13 protein-coding genes are annotated in these 25,064 nt (G+C 63.4%); 7 read left to right on the forward strand and 6 right to left on the reverse strand.

The genetic code is table 11. The features are described from left to right. Window positions 1–6 precede the first annotated feature (6 nt). The 3 genes from cbbX to CEW87_RS12355 all read right to left on the reverse strand — a co-directional run bounded on the left by cbbX (window position 7) and on the right by CEW87_RS12355 (window position 3,005). Complete coding sequence (gene cbbX / locus CEW87_RS12345; protein WP_108977171.1) at window positions 7–999, reverse strand: CbbX protein; 993 nt, start codon at window positions 997–999, stop codon at window positions 7–9. Window positions 1,000–1,068: 69 nt separating this feature from the next. Further along, on the reverse strand, window positions 1,069–1,494 hold the full coding sequence (locus tag CEW87_RS12350) for a ribulose bisphosphate carboxylase small subunit (protein ID WP_108973402.1): 426 nt from the start codon (window positions 1,492–1,494) through the stop codon (window positions 1,069–1,071). Between the two features lie 44 nt (window positions 1,495–1,538). Beyond that, window positions 1,539–3,005: a form I ribulose bisphosphate carboxylase large subunit gene (locus tag CEW87_RS12355; protein ID WP_108973404.1), complete on the reverse strand. Its 1,467-nt coding sequence runs from the start codon at window positions 3,003–3,005 to the stop codon at window positions 1,539–1,541. A 92-nt stretch (window positions 3,006–3,097) separates the two neighbouring features. Here CEW87_RS12355 and CEW87_RS12360 point away from each other — a divergent pair, with 92 nt between their 5' ends. Then, on the forward strand, window positions 3,098–4,018 hold the full coding sequence (locus CEW87_RS12360; RefSeq protein ID WP_108973406.1) for a LysR family transcriptional regulator: 921 nt from the start codon (window positions 3,098–3,100) through the stop codon (window positions 4,016–4,018). A 165-nt stretch (window positions 4,019–4,183) separates the two neighbouring features. Here the strand turns inward: CEW87_RS12360 and CEW87_RS12365 are convergent, their stop codons facing one another. From CEW87_RS12365 to pyk, 3 genes are all read right to left on the reverse strand, one after another. Continuing rightward, window positions 4,184–4,609: a gamma-glutamylcyclotransferase family protein gene (locus tag CEW87_RS12365; protein ID WP_108973408.1), complete on the reverse strand. Its 426-nt coding sequence runs from the start codon at window positions 4,607–4,609 to the stop codon at window positions 4,184–4,186. Window positions 4,610–4,694: 85 nt separating this feature from the next. Beyond that, window positions 4,695–5,759, reverse strand: a complete 1,065-nt coding sequence (fba, locus tag CEW87_RS12370; protein ID WP_108973410.1) for a class II fructose-bisphosphate aldolase — start codon at window positions 5,757–5,759, stop codon at window positions 4,695–4,697. A gap of 146 nt (window positions 5,760–5,905) precedes the next feature. Further along, window positions 5,906–7,351, reverse strand: coding sequence for a pyruvate kinase (gene pyk / locus CEW87_RS12375; protein WP_108973412.1), 1,446 nt, complete (start codon window positions 7,349–7,351; stop codon window positions 5,906–5,908). Window positions 7,352–7,499: 148 nt separating this feature from the next. On the opposite strand from pyk, the gene CEW87_RS12380 reads away from it, so the two are divergent. The 6 genes from CEW87_RS12380 (at window position 7,500) to CEW87_RS12405 (ending at window position 25,026) form a co-directional block, all read left to right on the forward strand. Continuing rightward, window positions 7,500–7,910 carry a hypothetical protein gene (locus CEW87_RS12380; RefSeq protein ID WP_108973414.1) on the forward strand — a complete coding sequence of 137 codons (411 nt, stop codon included), beginning with the start codon at window positions 7,500–7,502 and terminating at the stop codon, window positions 7,908–7,910. A 242-nt stretch (window positions 7,911–8,152) separates the two neighbouring features. Further along, on the forward strand, window positions 8,153–9,772 hold the full coding sequence (locus CEW87_RS12385) for a FecR domain-containing protein (protein ID WP_108973415.1): 1,620 nt from the start codon (window positions 8,153–8,155) through the stop codon (window positions 9,770–9,772). Window positions 9,773–9,779: 7 nt separating this feature from the next. Further along, window positions 9,780–11,780, forward strand: coding sequence for a CHASE2 domain-containing protein (locus CEW87_RS12390; protein ID WP_108973417.1), 2,001 nt, complete (start codon window positions 9,780–9,782; stop codon window positions 11,778–11,780). Between the two features lie 131 nt (window positions 11,781–11,911). Continuing rightward, window positions 11,912–12,679, forward strand: a complete 768-nt coding sequence (locus CEW87_RS12395) for a response regulator transcription factor (protein WP_159098159.1) — start codon at window positions 11,912–11,914, stop codon at window positions 12,677–12,679. A 498-nt stretch (window positions 12,680–13,177) separates the two neighbouring features. Beyond that, window positions 13,178–20,848 carry an SdrD B-like domain-containing protein gene (locus tag CEW87_RS12400; protein WP_159098160.1) on the forward strand — a complete coding sequence of 2,557 codons (7,671 nt, stop codon included), beginning with the start codon at window positions 13,178–13,180 and terminating at the stop codon, window positions 20,846–20,848. A 23-nt stretch (window positions 20,849–20,871) separates the two neighbouring features. Continuing rightward, window positions 20,872–25,026 (forward strand): OmpA family protein, encoded by a 4,155-nt coding sequence (locus tag CEW87_RS12405; protein ID WP_108973423.1) that lies wholly within the window; start codon window positions 20,872–20,874, stop codon window positions 25,024–25,026. The last annotated feature ends 38 nt before the right edge of the window (window positions 25,027–25,064 follow it).

Genomic DNA, 25,064 nt, shown 5'->3' on the forward strand with positions numbered 1-25,064 from the left:
GCGGGTTCAGTAGTCGCTGCGGTCGGTACCGCGCTCGGGGTCGAAGTCGAGTTCGGTATCGAACGTCGGTTCGGTGGTCGTTGCCGGCCTGGCAAACTGGCGACTGGCGCGTACGTCGGCCTCGCTCAGCGTGCACAGCGCGCTGGCATCAACCGTGGATCCAGTCTCGAACAGACGCAGGGCCTGGCGCAGGCGCATGCGGTCGAGTGCATTGCGGATGCTGCGCGCGTTGGCGAAGTGGGGGCGGGTGCGGCGCAGGGCGATGTACTCGTCGAAGGCGAGGCGCGCGGCGGGTTCGAAGCGATAGTTCCACTGCGCGAGCATGCGTTCGGCGATCTCGCCGAGTTCGCTGCTGGCGTAGTCCGGGAAGTCCACATGGTGGGCGATGCGTGACTTCATGCCCGGGTTCGACTCGAAGAAGCGCTCCATGCGGTCGGCGTAGCCGGCGAGGATCACCACCAGATCGTCGCGCTGGTTCTCCATCACCTGCAGCAGGATCTCGATGGCCTCCTGCCCGTAGTCCTTTTCGTTCTCTGGACGGTACAGGTAATAGGCTTCGTCGATGAACAGCACCCCGCCCATGGCGCGTTTGAGGACTTCCTTGGTTTTGGGGGCGGTGTGGCCGATGTACTGGCCGACGAGATCGTCGCGGGTGACGGCGACGACGTGGCCGCGCCGACAATAGCCGAGTCGCTGGAGGATCTCGGCCATGCGCATGGCGACCGTGGTCTTGCCGGTCCCCGGGTTGCCGGTAAAGCTCATGTGCAGCGAAGGCGCTGCGGTCGTGAGCCCGAGGCGCTGGCGCACCCGGTCGACCAGCAGCAGTGCGGCGATTTCGCGCACCCGGCGCTTGACCGGCGCGAGACCGACCAGATCGTGGTCCAGCCGTTCGAGGACGTCGCCAATGCCGGCGTCGGCGTATTCGGCGGCGAGGTCGATGCTTGCATCGGATGTGGGCGGTGTTTCGCCCGTCAGGCCTTGCAGGTCACTGGCGCTCATGTCGGTCTCCTCCATGCAGCATTCGGTGTGCGGGCGGAATGCGTTGTTCCGCCCTGCGTTCGGCCGGCTTCAGCCGGCGTATCGGGCGCCCTCTGTACCTGCGCCCACGGCGTAGCTTTCGAGCGTGTAGCGCAGGTTTCGTCCTCCGGTCTCCTGGCGTACCAGACGGAAGCCGGGTTCGCTCGGGGGGCGCTGGACGATGAAGGACATGCGCACTGTCTCCCAGCCCTTGGTCGAATCGAATGCGTTCACCCGGATGTAGTGTCCGGGATTGGCCTGCCTGCAGGCCTGCAACTCCTGCATGACGCCGGCCGGGTCGGCCAGGTCGAACATCGGCAGGCCCCACATCAACCAGTAGGTGTTGCGCGGATGCGGATCGTCCGTATATTCGAGTGCGACCGCCCAGCCCTGGTTCAGGCAATAGTGAATCTGGGCCCCGATCTGGCTGTCGCTCAGATCGGGCAGGAATGAAAAGCAGCCCTGAGTGATGCGCATGGTGGTGTCTCCTCGTTCTGTTCTGATGGTTTCGTGCTGCGCGATCAGGCCACGCTGGCGGTGGGCACGAAGTCCGATGTGTCGGTGCTGGTGTAATTGAAGGTGATATCGCCCCAAGTATCGAGGGCGGCGCGCAGGGGCTGACACCACTTGGCAGCGTCGGCGAGGATCTGCGGGCCTTCGTTCACGATGTCGCGTCCTTCGTTGCGCGCCAGCACCATGGTTTCCAGCGCTACGCGGTTGGCCTGGGCGCCGGCCTGGATGCCCATCGGATGGCCGATGGTGCCGCCGCCGAACTGCAGCACGACTTCGTCGCCGAACAGATCGAGCAGTTGATGCATTTGCCCGGCATGGATGCCACCCGAAGCCACCGGCATCACCTTCTTGATGCTGGCCCAGTCCTGATCGAAGAACAGGCCGCGCGGCAGGTCCTGTCTCGTCACGGTGTCGCGGCACACGTTGTAGAAGCCCTGAACCGTCATGGGGTCACCCTCGAGCTTGCCCACCGCAGTGCCCGCATGAAGGTGGTCGACGCCGGCCAGGCGCAGCCACTTGGCGATCACACGAAAGCTCACACCGTGATTCTTCTGACGCGTGTAGGTGCCGTGGCCTGCGCGGTGCATATGCAGGATCATGTCGTTGTCGCGGCACCAGTTGCTGATCGACTGGATGGCGGTCCATCCGATGATGAGGTCGACCATCACCACGCAGGAACCGAGGTCGCGGGCGAATTCCGCACGCTTGTACATCTCCTCCATGGTCCCGGCGGTGATGTTGAGGTAGTGACCCTTGATCTCGCCTGTCTGTGCCGCCGCCTGATTGACGCCTTCCATGCAGTACAGGAAGCGGTCGCGCCAGTGCATGAAGGGCTGCGAGTTGATGTTCTCGTCGTCCTTGGTGAAGTCCAGGCCGCCACGCAGCGCTTCGTACACGACGCGGCCATAGTTCTTGCCTGAGAGCCCGAGCTTGGGCTTCATCGTTGCGCCCAGCAGCGGCCGGCCGTACTTCTCCAGGCGCTCGCGCTCGACCACGATCCCGGTGGGCGGGCCACGGAAGGTCTTCACATAGGCAACCGGCAGGCGCATGTCTTCGAGGCGTGCAGCCTTGAGCGGCTTGAAGCTGAACACGTTGCCGATGATCGAGGCGGTGAGGTTGGCGATCGAGCCTTCCTCAAAGAGGTCGAGGTCGTAGGCCACCCAGCAGAAGTACTGGCCTTCCTGGCCCGGAACCGGGTCGATGCGATAGGCCTTGGCACGGTACTTGTCGCTTGCGGTGAGACGGTCGGTCCACACCACGGTCCAGGTTGCGGTCGAAGATTCGCCGGCGACGGCCGCTGCCGCTTCGACCGGATCCACGCCGTCTTGCGGCGTGATGCGGAAGACCGCAAGCACATCGGTGTCCCTGGGCTCGTAGTCCGGATCCCAGTAGCCCATCTGGGCGTACTTGAGCACGCCGGCCTGGTAGCGCTTCTTGGGGTCGAGAATCTGCTGCGGAGTATCGGGTGCGCCCATGTCTGTCTCCTCTGGTCTGGTGAGCAGACATTACGGTTTTGTTGAGATAAGCTCCAATGATGAATGTTAGGGTTTTGAGATAAGGTTTTCTGATGAGACTCGCGCATCGCCTGACCTTGAAGCAGCTCCGTGCAATCGTCGCCGTGGCCGATACCTCCAGCTTCACGCAGGCAGCCCGCCTGCTGCACCTCACGCAGCCTGCGGTGTCGATGCAGATCAAGGAGCTCGAGACGGTGGTCGGTCAGGTGCTGGTGGACGGTCGGCGGGAAATCCGCCTCACCCCCGCCGGGGAGGTGCTGGTGCGCAGGGCGCGTGAAGCGCTGCTTGCACTGGAGCTGGCCGAAGTGGAACTCAAGTCGATGCGAGGCGTGGCCTCGGGAACCCTGGAGGTCGTGGCCATCACCACCGCAGAGTATTTCGTGCCCCACCTGCTGGCGGAGTTCGGACGCCGCTACCCGGACATCAAGTTCCGCCTGACGGTGGAGAACCGCGACCGCGTGCATGCACTGCTTCAGGAGCAGCGTGCCGACCTCGCGATCATGGGTCAGCCGCCGGGGGGCATGGCCTTGCGCCGGATTCCGTTTTCGCCACATCGTCTGTCCTTCGTTGCCCGCCCGGACCACCCACTGGCGGCGCGGCGCAATATCCCGCCTGCCGCACTCGCCGGTGAGCGACTGTTGCTGCGCGAACGCGGGTCGGGCACGCGCAGCAACCTCGAGCGTTTTCTGCGCGCGCACGGCGTCAAGCCACTTGCCGCAGACGAACTCGGTAGCAACGAGACCCTGAAGCAGGCCGTGATGGCGGGCATGGGCATCGCCTTCCTGTCCCACCACACCTTTGCAATGGAGGTCGAGAGCGGTCGCCTGGTCCGGCTCGATGTGGTCGACACGCCGGTGATCCGCGAGTGGAACGTGCTGGTCCATGCCGAACGTCCGCTGACACCCGCGCTGGAGGCGCTGCTCGACTTCCTGCAGTCGGATGGGGCGTCGATGATGCGCGCGATCACCGGGTGACTCGCTGCTGGCCGGGTCTTCAGCCTGCCCGGATGAGAACCGGAGCGCGCGGGCAGGGCCGACATCGCGGGTTCAGGGGCAGGGCGTACGGCCGCAACCGGGTGGTGTGCCTTGGCGCGGAGAAGTGGTCCGGGCAGAAGGAAACCGGCGGCGCGGTCGCCGCGCTCAGTCGCCCCGCTTGCCGACGAACTTGAGCTCGAAGCGCTGCCGTCCCTCGCGCTCGAACGCGGCGACGTCCCAGTCGCCCGGCAGCAGCAGATCCGCGTATTCGGGCCGAAACACGTAGGCCTCGGCAGCCAGTTGTCTTCCCGCTGCGTCCACGACGGTCACTGCGCTGCGCTGGTACTGCTCGCCCTCGAAGGCGTCCAGGCGCGCCAGCGCCGCCGGGGGAAGGTCGAGGTAGAGCACGCCGCTGACCGCATGGCCGGGGGTGGCGACCATGCCCGGGTAATCCTCACCGCGCACCGGGTGCCGGCGATGGTCCTCGAGTACGGCGGGGACCGCCGCCGGCTTCATTCCGCACACCTCGAACATGATGTGCGGGATCATCAGCGAGCCGTAGGTAAAGCAGTGTCGATTGTGTCCGGTCATCGGGGCAGGTCCGTTGTGTTGTGTCCGAGGCGAAAAAAAGCGCGCCAGTGGCGCGCTCTTGTGCAGCTTCGTCGCCAGAAGGCGATCAGCGTACGACTTGCGTCAGTTCGCCGGCCTTGTAGCGCGCAGCGATCTTCTCCAGCGACAGCGGCTTGATCTTTGAGGCCATGCCAGCGCAACCGAAGGCTTCGAAACGTGCCTTGCACACCAGCTTGGCGGCTTCGCGAGCGGGCTTGTTGAACTCGCGCGGGTCGAACTTGGACGGGTTCTCGAACAGGAACTTGCGCACCGCGCCCGTCATTGCCAGGCGGATGTCGGTGTCGATGTTGATCTTGCGCACGCCGTGCTTGATGCCCTGCACGATTTCCTCGACCGGCACGCCGTAGGTTTCCTTCATGTCGCCGCCGTACTGGCGAATGATCTCGAGCAGCTCCTGCGGCACGGACGACGAACCATGCATCACCAGGTGGGTGTTGGGCAGGCGGGCGTGGATGGCCTTGATGCGCTCGATGGCGAGGATGTCGCCGGTGGGCTTGCGGGTGAACTTGTAGGCGCCGTGGCTGGTGCCGATGGCGATGGCGAGCGCGTCGCAGTCGGTCTGCTTGACGAAGTCGGCAGCCTGGTCGGGGTCGGTCAGCATCTGGCTGTGGTCGAGCGTGCCTTCGGCGCCGATGCCGTCTTCCTCACCGGCCTGGCCGGTCTCGAGCGAGCCGAGGCAGCCCAGTTCGCCTTCGACGCTGACGCCGATCGCGTGCGAAAACTTCACGACCTCGCGGGTAACGGCGACGTTGTATTCGTAGGAGGAGGGGGTCTTGCCGTCTTCGAGCAGCGAACCGTCCATCATCACGCTGGAAAAGCCGGAGCGGATCGCGCCCATGCAGATGGCGGGGCTCTGGCCGTGATCCTGGTGCATCACGACAGGAATGTTCGGATAGGTTTCGACTGCAGCTTCGATAAGGTGGCGCAGGAAGGCTTCGCCGGCATACTTACGGGCACCGGCGGAGGCCTGCATGATCACCGGGCTGTCAGACTCGGCAGCCGCTTCCATGATGGCCTGAACCTGTTCAAGGTTATTGACGTTGAAGGCAGGCAGACCATAGGTGTGTTCGGCGGCGTGGTCGAGCAGCTGGCGCATGGACACGAGAGGCATCAGAAATCTCCGGGGGTCGCCGGCGCTGGGTGGCCGGTCAATGGTCAGGTTGAATAAAGCGGCATTTTATCCCGTGAGCGGCTCCAGCCGGAACCGGCTCACACGGATTGAGACAATCGACGCGGTAATTTCACCACACGCGCGGCTCATTCGTCGCTGTTTGGCGGGTGATGATCGCCGACGCGCACGATCTTCAGGGTGTTGGTGCCACCGGTGGTGCCGATGGGTTCGCCGATCGTGAGCACGATCAGGTCGCCGTATTCGACGACCCCCTGGTCGAGCAGAATCTGCTCAGCTTCCCACAGCAATACGTCGCGGTCGACATGGAGCTGGCTCATCAGCAGCGGATACACCTCGCGATACAGCGTCATCTGGTTGCGCGCGCTGATCTCCGGGGTGAGGGCGTAAATCGGCACGCCACAGATCGGCCGGCTCATCCACAGCGCGGTCGACCCGGTCTGGGTCAGCGAGGCGATGGCCTTCACCTTCAGATGGTAGGCAGTCCAGATCGCCGCCATTGCAATCGATTGGTCGATGCGGGTGAATACCCGGTCCAGCACCTCGCGGTCGAGCCCGATTTCAGCCGATTTTTCCGCTTCGAGGCATACCCGGCTCATCGCCTCGACCACTTCGACCGGGAAGTTGCCGGAGGCTGTTTCGGCCGACAGCATCACCGCATCGGTGCCATCGAGCACCGCATTGGCGACGTCCGAGACCTCGGCGCGGGTTGGCACCGGGCTGCCGATCATCGACTCCATCATCTGCGTGGCAGTGATGGTGAGCTTGTTGCGGTCGCGCGCGGCGCGGATCATCTTTTTCTGCAGCGCCGGCACGGCGGCGTCGCCCACTTCAACCGCAAGGTCGCCGCGGGCCACCATGATGCCGTCCGATGCATCGAGAATCTCACTCAGGTTGGCGACCGCCTCGGTACGTTCGATCTTGGCGATTAGCAGCGATTCGCTGCCTGCCGCGCGCAGGAGCTGACGCGCCATGTACATGTCAGCTGCACTCTTGGGGAAAGACACCGCCACGAAGTCGACGCCGATTTGCGCCGCGGTCTTGATGTCGTCCATGTCCTTGGCGGTGAGCGCCGGCGCCGTCAGTCCGCCGCCCTGGCGATTGATGCCCTTGTTGTTCGACAACTCTCCGCCCACGCGCACGCGGGTGTGGATTTCATGGCCGATCACGCGCTCGACCACCAGCTTGAGTCGGCCGTCGTCGAGCAGCAGGACGTCGCCCGGCTTCACGTCCTTGGGCAGATCCTTGTAGTCCAGCCCGACACGCTCGGCATTGCCGGTCTCGCAGCGTGCATCGAGAATGAAGGACGCGTCGCCCGTGAGCGTGACCCGGCCATTTTCGAACTTTCCCACCCGGATCTTGGGCCCTTGCAGGTCGGCAAGGATGCCCACCGGCCGGCCGGTGCGCGCCGATGCCTCGCGGATGGCGCTGGCGCGGGCAATGTGATCCTCCGCCTTGCCATGGGAAAAGTTCATCCGTACCACATCCACGCCCGCATGGACCATGCGTTCGAGCACTTGGGGGTCGGTCGAGGCAGGGCCCAGTGTGGCTACGATCTTTGTATGGCGTGGCATGCGGTCTCCTTGTCTTGTGTTCCGCGCCGTTGATGTTCGCCCTGGCGCGGCTAGCTCATGATTCTATCGGACTGTTGAATGCAAAGGCGGGGGCGACGATGTGCATATCGTGTTCTATGCTGAAAAGAGAACTGCAAGGAGACGCTTTATGGAAAATGCAGCAATGCTGATGGCCTTGGTAGCGGTGGGACTGCTGGCGTTTGTGATCATCAGGAAGAAGGCGGAGGGAGACGAACCCGATCAGGAAGTCATACGTGAGCAGCCGCACAGACGCTCCTTTCACGCTGTGGAGGTGCGGGCATCCGGCAAGGGATGTGCATCCTCACGCGCACTGAAGGGCAAGCGTTACCTGTCGACCGAAGCGCCGCCGATACCCCTGCCATCCTGTACCCAGGAGGCCTGCGCCTGTGTGTATGTCCATTTCGACGACAGGCGTGCAACCCAACGACGCGACGTCTACCTGCATGGCGCGTACGAGCAGGGCGAGCGCAAGCAGGAGCGGCGGGCGCAGAATGGCCGCAGGCAGTCTGACCGTTTGCTGTTCGGCGGCGGGCATTGATCACGATGTGAGCACGCCGGAGCGGTGGGCCTTGTTCGACGACCGGGTGGGGGCGGGTCGATCCGGCGCGCAGGGGCCTGCCCGCTCACGAAGCCTAACAATCTGGCGGAACCACGTGGCTTGATCGTGCAGGGTGCGGTATAACCGGGGTCTTTCCAATAACACCGCCGATGCTGCCATGGCAGAGGCCGTTCCGCCTGAATTGCGGTTGCCGGCCCTGACCGTGCCGTGAGGACCGCCCGTTGAAGTCTGCCGCCCTGTGCGCTCAACTCCTGTTGTCGCTGTTCGCCCCCTCGCTCTTCGCCGCAGACTGGAGCTATGCAGTTCGCCCCGGCGACACCCTGAGCGAAATTGCGCATCACTACCTTAAACATCCCGGTGACTGGGCGCGGCTACAGGTACTCAACGAGGTAAAGGATCCCCGTCGTCTGACGCCGGGCGAAAAATTGCGGATTCCTGTCGACTGGCTGCGTCAGGGGGCTGCAATGGCGACCGCAATCCACGTCAGAGGCGACGTCGTCCGTGTGCTTGCCGGGGCGGAGCAGCCCTTGCGCGCGGGCGATCGACTGAGCGTCGGTGAGGAACTCAGGACCGGGGCAGACAGCAATGCAAGCCTGCGCTTCTTCGATGGTTCCCGCCTGTTGATTGCAGCGAATAGCCGGATCACGCTGGCGCGCATGAAACAGTACGGCAATACCGGCATGGCGGACACGGCGATCCGCTTGCACGAAGGCAAGCTCGATAGCCGTGTCAGTCGGCAACAGTCACCTGCCGCGCGATACCGCATTGAGTCGCAAGCCTTGAACCTCGGCGTACGGGGTACGGAGTTCCGTTTCGGTGTAGCCCCCAACGGCCCTGCACATGCCGAGGTTCTGAGCGGCCGCGTGCTTGCCGCGGGCGCGCGGGGAGGCGCAGTCGTTGGGCTCGATGCGGGCTACGGTACCGTGTCCCGCGCGGACGGCGGGCCGTCATCCGCGAGAGCCCTGGCTCCGCCACCAAGGCTTGCCGGATTGCCCGACCGGGTCGAGCATCTGCCCTTGCGTTTCTCCTGGGCGGCAGGAGAGGGAATCACCCGTTGGCGTGCGCAGGTGTTTTCCGAGGCCAGCGACGATATCCTGCTGCTCGACGACACCTTCACCGAACCATCGGCAAAGTGGCCAGATCTGCCTGATGGCAGGTATCGGCTGCGGGTGCACGCGGTGGCCGACGATGGGCTCGAGGGGCGGAACGCCGAGCATGTCTTTGTTCTTGCTGCTCGCCCGGAGGCGCCGCTCGCACTGGCTCCAGCCGAGGGGCGAGCGATACGAGCTCAGTCAGTGATGCTGCGTTGGGCGCGCCCTCAAGGGGTCTCCGGTTTCAGGTTGCAGCTCGCGGACAGTCCGAAATTTGATCCGCTACTGGTCGATGAGTCTGAACTGAGCGATGTCGAGTATCCGGTTCAGGTGCATGAAGGGGAGTACTACTGGCGCCTGGCCAGTATTGCCGATGACGGCAGGCAAGGGCCTTTCAGCCTGGCGCATCGCTTCAGCCATGTGCCGCCGCCGTCCAGTCCGGCGCTGGAAGAGCCTGCGCTCGAGGACGACGCCCTGCAGTTGCGCTGGCCGGCGGGCGAGCCCGGGCAGACATTCCGGCTGCAGCTCTCGCCCGACGCGGGTTTCAGCTCTGTGCTCGTTAATGAGCAGCTGTCCGCGCCAATCTTCAGGCTTGAGCGTGAATTTCTCGGCAGAAGCGTCTTCGTGCGCGTGCAGACGATTGATTCCGATGGTGTTGTCGGCCCGTACAGCGCGCCCCAGCAGATTGAGGTGCCGTCGTCATTGCCTGCCTGGCCGCTACTGTTCGTGCCATTGATTCTGGCGCTGTGAGACGCCTGTGAGCGGGGCTGCCCTCGACAGGCAGGGCTTGAGGCGGTTTGCCCCGACCCTGGGGCTAATCTGCCTGCTTGCACTGCTGGCGTGGCTCATTCCCCTGAGTGCGCTTTATCCGCGGGTCGAAGCCTGGTTGCAGGATGGCAGCCAGCAGCTGCTTGCCCGGACGCAACAGTTCGACGATGTCCTGGTCGTGGAGATTGACGAGGATTCGCTCGCGGAACTGCGGCCCTACCTCGGTACCTGGCCTTACCGCCGTGACATCTATGCGGTGCTGCTCGACTTTCTGGGTGAGATGCAGGCAAGGACGGTGTTCTTCGATGTCCTTTTTCTGGACGCGAGGCCGGGCGATGCCGAGTTCCGCGCCGCGCTTGCGAGAAACCGGAATGCGGTGCTCGCCGCCAGCGCCTTGCGCCGGCCGGTCGCCGGCAAGAGTGACGTGGACGTTCTGGCGGCGCTCGCATGGCAGCCTGCAGATGCCGGTCGCGCCCAAAACCTGCCTGCGACCGACTGGGTGTCCGTAGCGCTGCCGTCCCCCCTGCTTGATGGCGCCAAGTCGCTGCCAAAGATTGGGCTGATTTCGCTCGATCATGATGCGGATGGCGTACTTCGACGCATCCCCCTGCTGCACCGGACGCGCGGGCAGTACCTTCCCTCTGCAGTGCTGGCAGCGCTATATCCGGGCGAACAGGCGCCGGCGCTCGCGCTGGAGGAAGGTAGATTGCGCGTCGGTCATGCCACTTGGGATGTTGATGCGGACGGAGCGATCGGCCTGATCTATCCAGCGAATACACACTCGGTTCTGACTCTGCCGCTTGCAACGCTGGTCAAGGCGGCGCTCGGGTTGCCCGGTCATGAACTGGATCCAACGCTGTTCCGCGACAAGGCGGTTTTTATCGGCTCCACGGCGCTTTTTGCCGATCGGGTGAACACCCCTCGCGGCGTCATGAATGGTGTTCATGTGCTTGCGATTGCGTACGCGTCGCTGTCGAAAGGGATCTATCTTTCACCCCCGAGGCCAGCCCTGGATCTGGCGCTGGTGCTGCTTGGGATGGTGCCTGCATTGATGATGCCGGGGGCGGGGGGCGTCAGACGGTCCGGGCTGCGTCCGGTGTCGATTCTGCTCGTGCTTGTATTGGTCATCACGATCATTCTGGGGCTGCATCTCATCCTGCTCGCATGGCAGCAGGCGAGCGGGCTTGGGGTGCCGCTTGCACTGGCCTTGGGGGGAGGTGTGCTTGCCAGCGTCCTTGCCCAGCGCGCCCGTGCGCAAGCGGTATCGACTGCGGCGCTGTCTCAGGCGGAGGCGGCGCGGGCGCAGCTTGTGCAGCAGCAGGAGACCGTTGCATTGGTCTCGCACGAGCTGAAATCGCCGCTTGCGACCATTGACTTTACGCTGCAGAACCTCGAGCGGGTCGGCAGTCTGCCACCCAACGTCGTTGCCCGGCACCAGAAGATCAGGCGTGCCAGTCGCCGTCTGTTGGCCATGATCGACGATAACCTGACTCAGGACCGACTCCGCCAACGCGGTTTGTCGGTTGGCGAGCAGGCTTTCGACCTGCTCGACCTCATCGCGGATGTGGTACGTGCGGCAGAGCGGTCGCTGATCGAAGTCGATCATGGTGACGTGGCCGCCGTAAGCGTGCGTGGTGATCGCGAGATGCTGGGCGTTGCATTCACGAATCTTGTGGGTAATGCGATCAAGTATTCGCCCGACGACACGCCCATTCATGTCGACGTTGCGCTGGATCGTGAGCGGGTGCGCGTCCGGGTGAGGGACTGCGGTTGCGGCATTGCAGTGGGTGACCAGGCGCGGATTTTCGAGCCCTACTACAGGGCTCAAGGAACCCGGCAGCCGGGGGCTGGGCTGGGACTCGCCCTGGTGAGGCAGATCGTTACCCTGCATGACGGTGAGATCGCGGTTGAAAGTGCTCCCGGGGCTGGGACCACATTCAGCGTCAGCCTGCCGTGGCGGGATATGGGCGTGGCTGACGTGCGGGAGTGAGCCTGAAGGGCTGGATTGCGTGGAGGCTGTGCCGCAGATCACACCATACTTTCTTAAATCCACTTATTGAATGTGGTTAAACGCTAATATTTGGCACAATTTGACTCATGAATTCAGAGAGTAGACATCCAATGCCTGACACAGGAGACATCATCGAGCGGCTTGAGCCGGGCACTGGGGTCGGACTTCGCGTCTGCGTCGTGGATGATGACGAAGACCTGCGCGATGAGGTTGTATTGGGGCTGCAGGCGTCCGGCTTCTCCGTACGCGGCTTCCCCGGCTCGCGGGAGCTCTATCGGGGTCTGCTCCACACGCCTTGCGACGTCGTCATTCTGGACATCGGTTTGCCCGGCGAGGATGGATTCTCGATCACGGCGTCGTTGAAGGAAGTCTCCAGTTGTGGCGTCGTGCTGCTAACTTCGATGACATCCGTCGAGTCCCGCCTGAAAGGACTCATGGATGGCGCCGATGCCTATCTCATCAAACCTGTCGATTTGCGCGAACTGGCGGCAACCGTATTGAGTGTTCATCGACGCATTGCTACCCGGCGCCCTGAAGCCGGGGAAGAGGCGGGGGCCGGGATGCCATCCATCACGCAGACCTCCGCCACGTGGTCAATGTCGATTGACGGCTGGGTCCTGATTGCGCCGAATGACCTTGGTGTTTCACTGTCGGGCTCGGAGCGGCTGTTCCTGACTTGCCTGTTCAGGCATCTCAATGAGGTGGTGCGCCGGGAGGTACTTGTGGAGGCGATGGGCCACCGTCCTGATTACTACCTGAGCCATAGACTCGACATGCTGGTGAGCCGTCTGCGCAAGAAGGTTCTTCACGAGACGGGAGTCGCGCTGCCTTTACGGGCGGTCAGAGGGCTGGGCTTCAGCCTGACTTGCGTGCGCTGACGGGGCGGTGTCCATTCATCATTCTGATCCGAACGGGATATAAAAGGACGCTTCCGACTGGGTCCTCATGCCAGTTGAATTGTCTCGTCATTTGCCTTGTCCTGACCTCCCTTCGGAATATGTCTGCATGGAATACGCAGACCCGGCTGCCGGGGCCTGCACCAGGCACCGCGGTCACGCGCAACGCGTGGCCTCCTGTGGCCTGAGGGCGTACTGACTCACCGCCAGCGGACGAGCACTCAAGTCATCGCGAACGAGGTGTGTGCCTGCACAGCAAGGCCGGCGTGAGACGTTACGGTTCCCTTGCTGCTCGGTGGCGAATGCGCCACCTGCGTTGAATGTGAGGATCCGTGCGCGTTAAATCGTAACAAGTCAGATACACTCACCCGCAAAATGAAAATGGTATGTCCTGTAACGCCGAGTGGCATAGCCGCTTCCGGCGTCTGGTGGCTGTGCTCAGGCAGCGGTCTGTTTCGATGAAAATTCATGCGAGTCTCTATGTTCAATAGTCCTGTGAGTGTGCTTGCTGAAAGCGGTCTTCTCCGAGCTTTCAGCAAGCCTTTTCTGCGTTCGAATCGCAGCAGGCGTCTGCTGCTTGCGCTGTCCTGCGCATTGCTCTCCCTGCCGACTGCGCAAGCCGCGATCACGGTCTCGAAGAACATCACTTCGGGCTATACGGGCACGCCCTATCCGGGAGATACGACTGCTTTCACGCTCACGCTATCGAACGACAATTCGGGCTCGGCGGTCACTGGCGTCAGCTTCACCGACAACATGGCGGCCGCGGGCATTTACGTCGTGCGCGCAGTGTCTGACAGCTGCGGCGGCACGCTGACTGCGGTGCCCGGCAGCCAGCAGATCAGTCTGACGGGTGGTGTCATCCCGGTCGCGCCCAGCGCTTCAGTCAGTGGCACCTGCTCAGTTGTGTTCGAAGTGAATGCGACAACAGTTGGCGAGCGGGTGAACACGGTTGGAGTCGGTGCGGTGACGGGGAACGATGGCAATGCTGTCGCCAACACTTCTCCTGCGCAGCAGAGTTTCACCGTGTTGCCGCTGTCTTCATTGACAACCTCGGTATTGTTCAGCCCTGACTCGGTGGTGCAGTTCGATCAGGTTTCAACCCTGCGCATTCGCGTCAACAACCCAAACAGCGTGGCTGCGGTTCCACTGAATTCAACGTCATTCACGCTGCCTGCCGGTGTCGCTGTTGCTGCGACGCCGAACGCTTCGGTGACATGCACCGGCACGGATGCGGTAAATGACGGGGTGTTTTCACCGGCAGCGGGCGCAACCGGTGCGCTGACGATGACCGGTGGAACCGCCGGGCGGAGTGGGCGCTGCGATGTGCTGGTGGATGTGATTGGCACGGATGCAGGCGTAAATGGAAGCAATAGCGTGACGCTGACCATGAACGGCAGCGATGTCTCCAATGCGCGCGGACTTGCCGTTTCCGGTTCATCTGACAGCCTCACCATTGTCTCGCCGCTGCGCGTAGGAAAGAGTTTCTCGCCTGCATCGATGCGTTCCGGTCAGGACGGGAGTCTGGTCATCACCTTGTATAACGATGGCAGCGTGGCGCTGAACGGGGTCGGCTTCACCGATGACCCGATCGGCACGCCTGCAGGCGGTTCCGGCGGCACGCTGACGATTGCGTCGGGTGCAACGACCACGTGTAGCGGCGGCACGCTCACCGCTGTGGCCGGCAGTTCTGGTATCCAGTTGTCCGGTGCATCGATTCCGGCTTCGTCCTCATGTACGGTCACCGTTCCATTTACCGCGACGCTGGACATCGCCTCGGTGTCCAAGGTGTTCAACAACACCATTGCTGCTGGCGATGTGGGCAACTCTCGTTCAGTGACAAGCCGTCCGGCCAGTGCGTCGGTCACGGTGCATGGGCAGATCGAGGTCGCCAAGTCGCAGTCGCCGAGCAATCCGGCCGCCGGCGGCATCGTCGTATACAGCGTCGCCTTGAGAAATTATTCCGGTAGCGCGCTGACTGGCGTCCGCTTCATCGATACCTTGCCGAGCGGCGTGACCGTTGTTCCAACGGTGTCGCCCACAATGAGCGGTGCCGGGTGCTCGGGGTCGCTTGCCAATGACTATTCGAATACCTCTGTGCCCGCATTTACGCTTGATCTGGCTGCCGGTAGCGGGGGGAGCCCTTCGCTTTGTACTGTGAGCTTTACCGCCCAGGTTGCCTACGGTACGGCGCAGGGGCAGAGCCGGGTAAACAGCATCGCCGCAGGTACGGTATGCGAAAACAATGGCGCAGGCCCGATCTGCAACCCTTCGGCGTCGAATAACGTCACGCTCACGGTTAACCATACGGCTACCGTAGCCAAGAGCTTCTCGGTCACCAGTCTGCCCGAGGGAGGCGTGTCGGAACTGACGATCACGCTGACCAACAACACCCAGAACCCGCTGACCAGCGTGCAGGTCACCGACAACCTGCCAGCCGGAATGCTGGTCGACAGTTCGGCAATTGCGTCGACGACCTGCGTCGGCGGGAGCGTCACGGCAACGCCGAACCAGGATCAGGTCTCGCTCTCCGGTGCGACCATCCCGGCCCGTGCAAGCGGCGGCACAGGCACGTCCGGAAGCTGTGTCGTAAAGGTTAACGTGACCGGTGCTGCCGGCAACTACACGAACACCATTCCCGCCAGCACGCTCGCCGCCACCCAGCAATTGCCCGACGGTACGCTTCAGCCTGCGACCTATGGTCAGGCTGCGTCCGCCAGCATCACTTTCCGTTCTGCCCTGTCGGCGGCGAAGAGTTTCCTGCCTGTGACGGTGCAGTCCGGTGGTCAGTCCCGCGTGTCGATTCGGCTGCGCAACACTGAAACCACCGGCACGTTGTACAACGTCAGCCTTTCCGACAACCTGCCCTCGGGTCTGACCGTCAGCAATCCAGCAAATGCCTATTCGACCTGTGACGGGCCACTGACCATTACCGCAACGCCTGGTGCGGGTGTCGTGCAGTTGTCGGGTGCAACCCTGCCACCGTCGAGCGAGTGCGATCTGGTGTTCATGGTCGATTCAAGTGGCAGCGGGCCCTGGGTGAACACCATTCCGATTGGCGGCATCACGGCTGATGGCGGCGTGCGCAACACTGCCGCGCTGTCGGCGACCCTGCAGTCGGCTTCGGGCAGTGTCGTTGTCACCCAGACAATTTCGCCGAACACGATCGATTCGCCGGGTGAATCCAGTCGTCTCACGATTACCCTGCTCAACAACGGCGGGCTCGACCTGTCCGGGCTTTCGTTCACGAACCATTTTACTGACACCGGATTGTCCTCGGGCACGCTGACGGGACTGCGCCTCTCAGCCAACCCGAATGCCACGACGACCTGCCCGGGTGGTGTGATCAGCGCCACTTCCAACGGAACCTCCATTGGATTGTCGGGTGCCTCGCTTGCCGGCGGGACGGGTGCCACGTGCACGGTTTCGGCGAATGTCACCACGCTGACCACGGGTACGGTGCAGAACTTCATACCCGTTGGCGCGGTGAGCACCGCGGAGGGCGTTGCCAACGCCGATGGATCAACGGCCAGCCTTGCGGCGCTGGGTCGTATCGGGGTGGAAAAGAGTTTCTCTCCCTCAACCGTCGCGCCGGGTCAGCGCGCCCGTCTGACCTTGCGCTTCATCAACCCGCTGACGCTTCCGCTGGCCAATATCAGCGTAACCGATGACCTGCCGACGAACATGACGGTGCCGGCGGGCGCAAATCCGGTCATTACCTGTGCCGGCGGCAGTATCACGACGCCGACTGCAAGCCAGGTTGTGGTGTCGGGCGGCACGCTGGGCGCCGCCAGTGGCGGTGTCAGTACCACCTGCGTGGCCGAGATTGATGTGGTGGTCAGCGCCGAAGGCAGCTACACCAACGTGATCAATGCCGGTGAGGTGACGGCAAGCTCCGGCGGCACAAGCGTAAGCAACCCGCCGCCGGGTGCGAGTGCAACGCTCGAGGCGCGGACGAAAGTGTCCATCGCCAAGGCGTTCAGTCCAAGCACCGTGCGTCCGGGTGAAAACACCCGCCTCACGATTACGCTGAGCAATCCGAACGCGGTCGCGCTCCACGGCGCCACGCTGACCGACAACCTGCCGTCGGGACTCACGGTTGCGCTGACGCCCAACGCAAGCACGACTTGCGGTGGCACCGTCAATGCGGTGAGTTCGGCAACGAGCGTCTCGCTTGCGGGGGCAACCATTCCGGCGACGGGCACTTGTCAGGTGCAGGTCGATGCAGTCAGCAACGTGTCCGGCGTATATACGAACACGATTCCTGCGAATGCACTGAGTACCGACGAAGGCGTGCGCAACGAGGATCCGGCGAGCGCGCAGGTCATCGTGTCGGTGCCGCCCGTCGTGACCAAGCAGTTCAGCCCGGCTTCGATGCCCTCGGGCGGGACGTCGACCCTGAGCATCTTCCTCGGCAACGAGAACGCAAGCACGCTCACGCTGAGCAAGGTGTTCCAGGATGTTCTGCCGACCGCGCCGGGCAGTCTGGTGATCGCATCGCCGAACGGACTCAGCTCCACCTGTACCGGAACCGTGACCGCAACGGCGGGAAGCGGTCAGGTCAGCCTCGCCTCGGGTGCCCAGATTCCCGCAGGTGGTTGCCAGATCAGCGTAAATGTCACTGGCACGATTGAAGGCAGCTACAACAACTATATTCCTGCGAGTGCCCTGTCCACCAATCTGGGTGACAACCGCGATCCCGCAGCGGCGACGCTCGAGATCAGTCCGCTGGGCTATGTTTCCGGTCGTGTGTTCCTCGACAAGAACGTGACGCCGAACGGTCTGTTCGACGGCAGCGACACGGGTCTGGCTGGTGTTACGGTCACCCTGAGCGGGGTCGAAACCGTTGGCGGCGCGGTGATCTCACGCACGACGACAAGCGATGCGCTCGGCAACTACGCCTTCACCGGGCTCAATGCCGGCACCTATACCGTCACCCAGCCGGTACAGCCGACTGGCACGCTGAACGGCATTACAACTGCAGGCACCGTGTCCGGTGGCGGCGGAGGCTCGCCCGGCACTGCAACACCGGTGACGACGGCGACCAGCGCGATTGCGAACATCATCCTCAACGAGAGTGGTGGTTCCGTCGCCAGTTCGCCCAACAACAACTTCGCCGAAGTGCCGACCTCCACCATCTCGGGTTCGGTATTCCTCGACCAGAACAACAATGGGGTGCAGAACGGCGCTGATGCGGGGATTTCCGCTCAGACGATCCGTCTGACCGGGACCGACAACAACGGCAACGCGGTGACCGTCGATACGACGACAGATGCCAGTGGCAACTACACCTTCAGTGGTCTGGCGCCCGGCTCGTATACCGTGACCCAGCTTGCCCAACCGGCCGACACGGCGAACGGTCAGACCGTACCGGGGGCGGTCGGCAATGGCGGCAGTGCAGGTAGTGCAACTGCACCCACCACGGTACCCAGCCAGATCGCGGGCATTGTTCTGCCGCCAGCCACGGTTTCTGCGGCAAACAATTTTGCCGAGCTACCCAACGGCCGCAGCATTCGCGGGCAGGTCTTCCTCGATTACGCCGGAAATGGCGCCGTCGATGGAAGCGACTACGGCATTGGCGCTCAGGTCATCAACCTGTCCGGTACCGATGCCAGCGGCAACCCCGTGACACGCACAACCACAAGCCTTGCCGACGGCAGCTTCGAGTTCTCGGGCCTGCCAGAGGGAACCTACACGATTGATCAGCCTGCGCAGCCACCCAGCACGACCAATGTCACGCCGGTCGTGGGCAGTGCGGGCGGGTCTGCGTCCAACAACCCGACAGGCGGGGTCAGCAGCCGTATTTCCGGCATCGCGATGACGGGCACGACAATGGTGTCCGGCGGCAACCTGTTCCCGGAAATGCCGGGTGCTGCACCAGATCTGGCGATCAGCAAGACGCACACGCCGGCAACATTCGCCGCGGGTGGCACCACGGGGTATTACACCCTGGTTCCGAGCAACGTCGGCAGTGTCGCCACGAGTGGTCTGATTACGGTCGTCGATACCTTGCCGGCCGGCATCACGCCAGTGGCGCTGCCGACCACGGGGGCATGGTCCTGCTCGGCTGCCGGCCAGATCGTGACCTGCACCAGTAGCAACGTGATTGCCGCCGCTTCGGTCGGCGACTCCATCGTGCTGCGTGTTGCGGTGGCGTCCGGCCTTGCCGGACAGATCCTGACCAACCAGGCGGTTATTTCCGGCGGCGGAGAGCCCGCCGGTTTCGAGGGCAACAACACTGCTTCCGATCCGACCCCGATTGCGGATGCTGCGTCCGTGGCGGGCAAGGTATGGCGGGATCTCAATCACGACCGCGTCCTCGACAGTGGCGAGCCGCTGGCCGAGGGCTGGATTGTCGAGTTGCTGCTCAGTGGTGTGCAGGTTGGGACGACGACCACTGCCGCCGACGGGAGCTACAGCTTCACCGGACTCGCTCCGGGGCCGGACTATCAGATCCGTTTCCGCGAACCGACGACCGGCGTCACTTTTGGCCGGCCGGTTCCGAACGAGCGGGGCCTTTCTTATAGCAACGGTACGTGGGATGCGAGTGCCAACCCGGGTGGTGCGAGCAACGTTGATGGAACCTTGAGCGGACTCACGCTCGCTTCGGGGACGAACACCGTCGAACAGAGCCTTCCGCTCGACCCGCAGGGCGTGGTGTATGACGCCGTAACGCGTCAGCCGGTGCAGGGCGCCGTCGTGACGCTGAGCGGCCCGGGGGGCTTCGACCCGGCGCTGCACGTGCTTGGCGGTTCCGCCACCCAGACGACGGGTGCTGACGGGATCTATCAGTTCCTGTTGCTTGCTGGCGCACCTGCCGGCAACTACAGCTTGTCGGTGACGGTCCCGCCCGGCTATGTGCCCGGGACATCGACCCTGATCCCGGCGTGTACCAATGTGCCGTCGGTTGGTGCTGCTCCGGCGCCCGCACTGGTTGTGGTGTCCAACACTGCACCTGCTGCAGGCACTGCACCGCATGACCCCGTGGCCTGTGAAGCCTCGATCAGTGCGACCGCGACAACGACGCAGTACTACCTCGGGTTCGTTCTGACGCCGGGTACGTCGGCCAATGTGCTGAACAACCATATTCCGCTCGATCCGATTCTCGGTGGTGCAATCCGCATCACCAAGACCACGCCGCTGGTCAGCGTGAGCAAGGGCGGACTGGTGCCTTACACCATTACTGCGACCAATACCCTGAGCGCAGCGCTGGGCAATATCGATGTGGTGGATCAGGTGCCGCCAGGCTTCAAGTACCGCAGTGGCAGCGCCAGCGTGCGTCATGGCGGCAGCAGTGCGTTTGTGGCTGCAGAGCCGGTTGCGAACGGACGTGCGCTGAACTGGGCTGCACAGAGCTTTGCTGCCGGCGAGACCAAGACCTACCGTCTTGTGCTGGTGATCGGTGCGGGCGTGGGCGAGGGCGAGTACACCAACCTCGCCTGGGCGCTGAACAACATCGTCAGTGAGCGCGTATCGAACATCGGCTCGGCTGTGGTGCGGGTCATTCCCGATCCGGTCTTCGATTGCTCGGACATCATCGGCAAGGTCTTCGACGACAAGAACGCCAACGGCTATCAGGACGACGGAGAGCCCGGCATTCCCAACGTCCGTGTAGTGACGGCGCGCGGTCTGCTGGTGACGGCCGACGCCGAAGGACGCTTCCACGTCACTTGTGCTGACATCCCGCAGCAGGATCGCGGCAGCAACTTCGTCATGAAGCTCGACGAACGCACCTTGCCATCAGGCTATCGCCTGACCACCGAGAATCCGCGCGACGTGCGGACCACGCGCGGCAAGATGGTCAAGCTCAACTTCGGCGCGACGGTGCACAAGGTGTTCCGCATCGAAGTCGATGCGCGAGCCTTCACCGCGAACGATTCGCTTGCCCCTGAGTGGGTCGGGCAGCTTCGCGCGCTCGTACCGCAACTGGCGCTGCAGCCGGCTGTGGCCCGCCTCGCATATCGCCTCGGCGACGCAGCCGAGGCGGACCTGGCTGAGCAACGTCTGGCAGCGATGGGTGCGCAGCTGAAGGACTTCTACCAACAGGCCGAAGAAACGGACGACAAGGACGGGGAAAGCGATAGACCGCCTTTGATGGTGGAAACGGAAATCATTGGCGCGAGTGTGCGCTCGCAGGGAGCACAGCAATGAGCGCGCGCAGGACTGGTTCGAACATGAAACGGAAACTCACTTTCGTCGCCACGCTGACTGCGCTGGCTAGCTTGTACCCATGTGCAGCGTGGGCGGCCGATGGGGACGACGATGGCAAGCGCATCGACAATGCGCGAATCGAGTGGCAGGGCGTGCCTGCGCCGGGCGAACGTCAGTCGGCGAACGACTGGCCGTTGCCGTCGGGCGTCACGCACGAGGCACGTCAGGCGATGCGTGAGGCAGCTGTGCCACAGCAGGCACCGCAGACGATCCGGGCCTTGAGCGATGAAGGCGGGCGTGCGCGTTTTGCCTCGGGCAATGCCGAACTCACCGCCGAGGCCAAGGCAGCGCTCGATACGCTGGTCGACGAATTGCGGGGCAAGGCCAGCTTGCGCTTTGCGATTGGCGGGCATACCGACAGTCAGCAGCTCTCGGCCCGAGCCCAAGGGCGCTACGGCGACAATCAGGGCTTGTCTGAAGCGCGGGCGCTCGCGGTAGCGCAATATCTGCGGGAACGGCTTGAGCTTGAGCCGGGGCAGATCAGCATCGCCGGCTATGGCCCCGGGAAGCCGCTGGCCGACAACAGTTCCGCGGAGGGGATGGCACGGAACCGGCGCGTCGAGATTTCTGCCTGGTATGCCTTGCCGGTGGCTGCAGCCGTCCCCCCGGCTGACACGCAGGCCTGTGCGGCCGTGGGCGACGCCGATCTCCCTTTCCGGGTAACGGTCGATGGCGAACCGGTGGCGCTTGGCGGCGACAAGGGGGGCGTGAACGAAGCCGACCGGCAGCGCTGCGTGGATGTGGCGCTGGAGAAAGCCGACATCCAGGTCAAGTATGACGATCTTGCGGCGCGCCCGGCGCTCAACGTCTGGGTCGAGGAAGATACTGCAGTCCGGGGTGAAACCATTCATTTCAGGGGGTATGCGAACTACCTGGCATGGATCGGCAAGGCGGAAGTGCGGATCTTCCGTGCTGGCGCAGCACCCACATCAACCCCGCATGTGGTCCTGCCGTTGGGCTGGAGCCAGCCCACGCAGTGGTCGGTGCCGGTGGAGGCGGACGCCAGTGGCGCGCGTTTCCCCGCCACCGATCTTCGCGGAGGCGACTACCAGTATGTGCTGCGGGTGTACGACAGCGAAGGCAGGTTCGACGAGACCGCGCTGAAGACGCTGTCCGTGAGTGCCCGCGCGCGGCCGCTTGCCGACCGCGAGCCTATTGCGCGTGAGATCCTCACGGGCTGGGGTGAAAACGCGCTGTCGCTGCGCAATATCCCGGTACAGGGTGGCACGGTGACGGTCAGCGGCCGCAACCTTGCGCCGGGTCAGACGGTTCAGGCCTTGGGGCTCCCCGCGCCAGTGGATGAAAACGGGCGTTTCGTGCTCCGCCAGATTCTTCCGGCAGGCCCGCATTCGATCGATGTCAGCGTGGCACAGCCCGATGGTCGCCTGGCGACTTTCCGCCGCAATGTGTCGATTCCCGACAGTGACTGGTTCTACATCGCCATCGCCGACCTGACCGTCGGACGCAACGCGGTCAACAAGCGGGAGCGTGCAGAACTGGTGACGGGCGATACCGACCATTACCGCAACGAAACCTACGTCGACGGGCGCGGTGCCTTCTACCTGAAGGGCAAGATCAAGGGGGAATGGTTGCTGACTGCGGCAGCGGATACCCGCGAACAGCCGCTGGAAGACCTGTTCAGCAACTTCTCGTCCAAGGACCCGCGCTATCTGCTGCGCAACATCGATCCGGACGCCTACTATCCGGTCTACGGCGACGACAGCACCACGGTGGACGATGCGCCGACGCAAGGCAAGTTCTACGTCCGCCTCGAAAGGGGTGACTCGCACGTGATGTGGGGCAATTTCCATACTGGCTGGACCGGCAGCGAGCTCGTTCAGTATTCGCGCGGTCTGTATGGTGCAAAAGGGCGTTATGTTTCGGACGACTCAACCTCGTTCGGCGAACGTCGCACTGTTGCCGAAGCGTTTGCCGCTGATCCGGGTACCTTGCCTGCGCGCGAAGAGTTTCGTGGTACGGGCGGTTCGCTCTACTACCTTCGCCATCAGGACATTACCCAGGGCTCCGAGCGGGTGTGGGTCGAAGTGCGCGATCGGGATTCCGGTCTCGTCGTAGAGCGCAGGATGCTCACTGCGGGCCTCGACTACGACGTCAACTATCTGCAAGGGCGGGTCATCCTGAGCTCGCCGCTGCCCTCTACCGCCAGCGGTGCCGGCATCGTCTATACGTCGGCGATCTCGGGCAACCCCTTGCACCTGGTGGTGAGTTACGAGTATGTGCCTGGGATGGAAAAGGTCGACAGCCTTGCGGCCGGCGTGCGGGCCAGCTACTGGGCGAACGACTACCTGCGACTCGGCCTGACCGCCTTCCGTCAGGGCGAGGACGATACGCGTCAGACCTTGAAGGGGGCCGATATCCTCGTTCGCGTCGCACCAGGAACCACGGTACGTGCCGAGTTTGCGCGTTCCACCGGCGCAGCCGATTCGCTGGTCTCGTCGGTCGATGGCGGCTATGGCTTCGCACAGAGCACAACCAGCAGTACCGACGCGAACGCAAAGCGCATCGAAGCGACGGTCGATCTGGCAGAAGTGACCGACGCGACGCGCGGTACCGTATCGGCATACTGGCAGGATCGTGAAGCAGGCTTCACCTCTCCGGGCCAGATCTCGATTGCCGGCGAGGCTGTGACTCAGAGTGGTGCGCGTGCCGAGGTCGATGTGACCGAACGTGACCGCGTAACCCTGAAGGCCGATGTGCGTGACGGGGACATTCAGGATCGCAACAATATCGAGGCCGGCTGGCGGCATCAGCTGGCCGATGAGTGGGCGTTGTCTGCGGGCGTGCGCCAGGACGAGCGGCGCAATACTGCTCCGGGTCTGATTGCCAGCCCGACGCTGGCACAGGAGGGGCGCCGGACCGATGTCATCGGTCGTGTCGACTACCTCCCGCAGCGCGAAGAGGGGGGCGCCGACGACTGGACTGTCTATGGCTACGTGCAGGGAACGGCCGAACGCTCTGGCGAACGTGACGACAACAATCGCGTGGGGGCGGGTGGCAGCATGCAGGTCACCGACCGACTGCGGATGAAGGCCGAAGCCTCTGGCGGAAACGGTGGCCCGGGCGGGCTGCTCGGCGGCGAGTACCGTATCAGCGACCGCAGCAATGCCTATCTCAACTACGTGATCGAAACTGAGGATCCTGAATACGCGTGGCGCGGACGTCACGGTACCTGGGTGAGCGGTGCCGATTATCGCGTCAGCGAAACAGCGCGCGTATTCGGTGAGAACCGGCTTACGCACGGCGCCGGCCCCGAAGGCCTGACCCATGCCTTCGGTGTCGACCTGGCGCCGTTCGATCACTGGACCTTTGGCGCAAAGGCCGAGGTCGGGCGTATCAGTGACCCGCTCGGCGGCGACTTCAAGCGCAATGCGGTAGGTCTCTCGGTCGGCTACAAACGTGACAAGACGCGCTATGCGGGTAGTCTCGAATACCGCCGCGATGAGTCTGATTCCGGGACCGGACGTACCTGGCTTACGCGCAACTCGCTCGGCTATCAGGCCGATCCGTCGTGGCGTCTGATCAGCAAGCTCAACCTTTCGCGCAGCAGCAATAGTGGTGGCAGCTTCTGGGACGGTGATTTCCACGAGTTCGTTCTGGGCGCAGCCTACCGGCCGGTGAACAACGATCGTTGGAACACCCTGATCAAGTACACGAACTATCACAACGTGCCTTCGTCCGGCCAGTTGTCAGCCAGCGGACAGGCGGCGGACTACGCGCAGCGAAGTCAGGTGTTCTCGGTCGATACGATCTGGGACGCATTGCCGTGGCTGTCGCTTGGTGCCAAGTACGGCCTGCGGATTGGCGAACTGAAATTCACCAACCCTGACAGCGAGTGGTTCTCCAGTCGTGCCGATCTCGTTGTGTTGCGGGCCGACTGGCATTTCGTGCGCGAATGGGATGCCGTGGTTGAATGGCGCAAGCTGACGGCCACCGAGGCAGAGGACGCGAAGGCAGGTGCCTTGCTCGCGGTCTACCGCCATGTGGGACAGCATGTGAAGATGGGTGTGGGCTACAACTTCACTGACTACTCGGACGATCTCACGGACCTTTCCTACAACAGCAGGGGATGGTTCCTGAACGTACTGGCGACGTTCTGAGTGCGTGCAGCGGGATCAGGACTTCCCGCTGCACGCAG

This window comes from Parazoarcus communis, from assembly GCF_003111665.1.
Taxonomy (GTDB): domain Bacteria; phylum Pseudomonadota; class Gammaproteobacteria; order Burkholderiales; family Rhodocyclaceae; genus Parazoarcus; species Parazoarcus communis_B.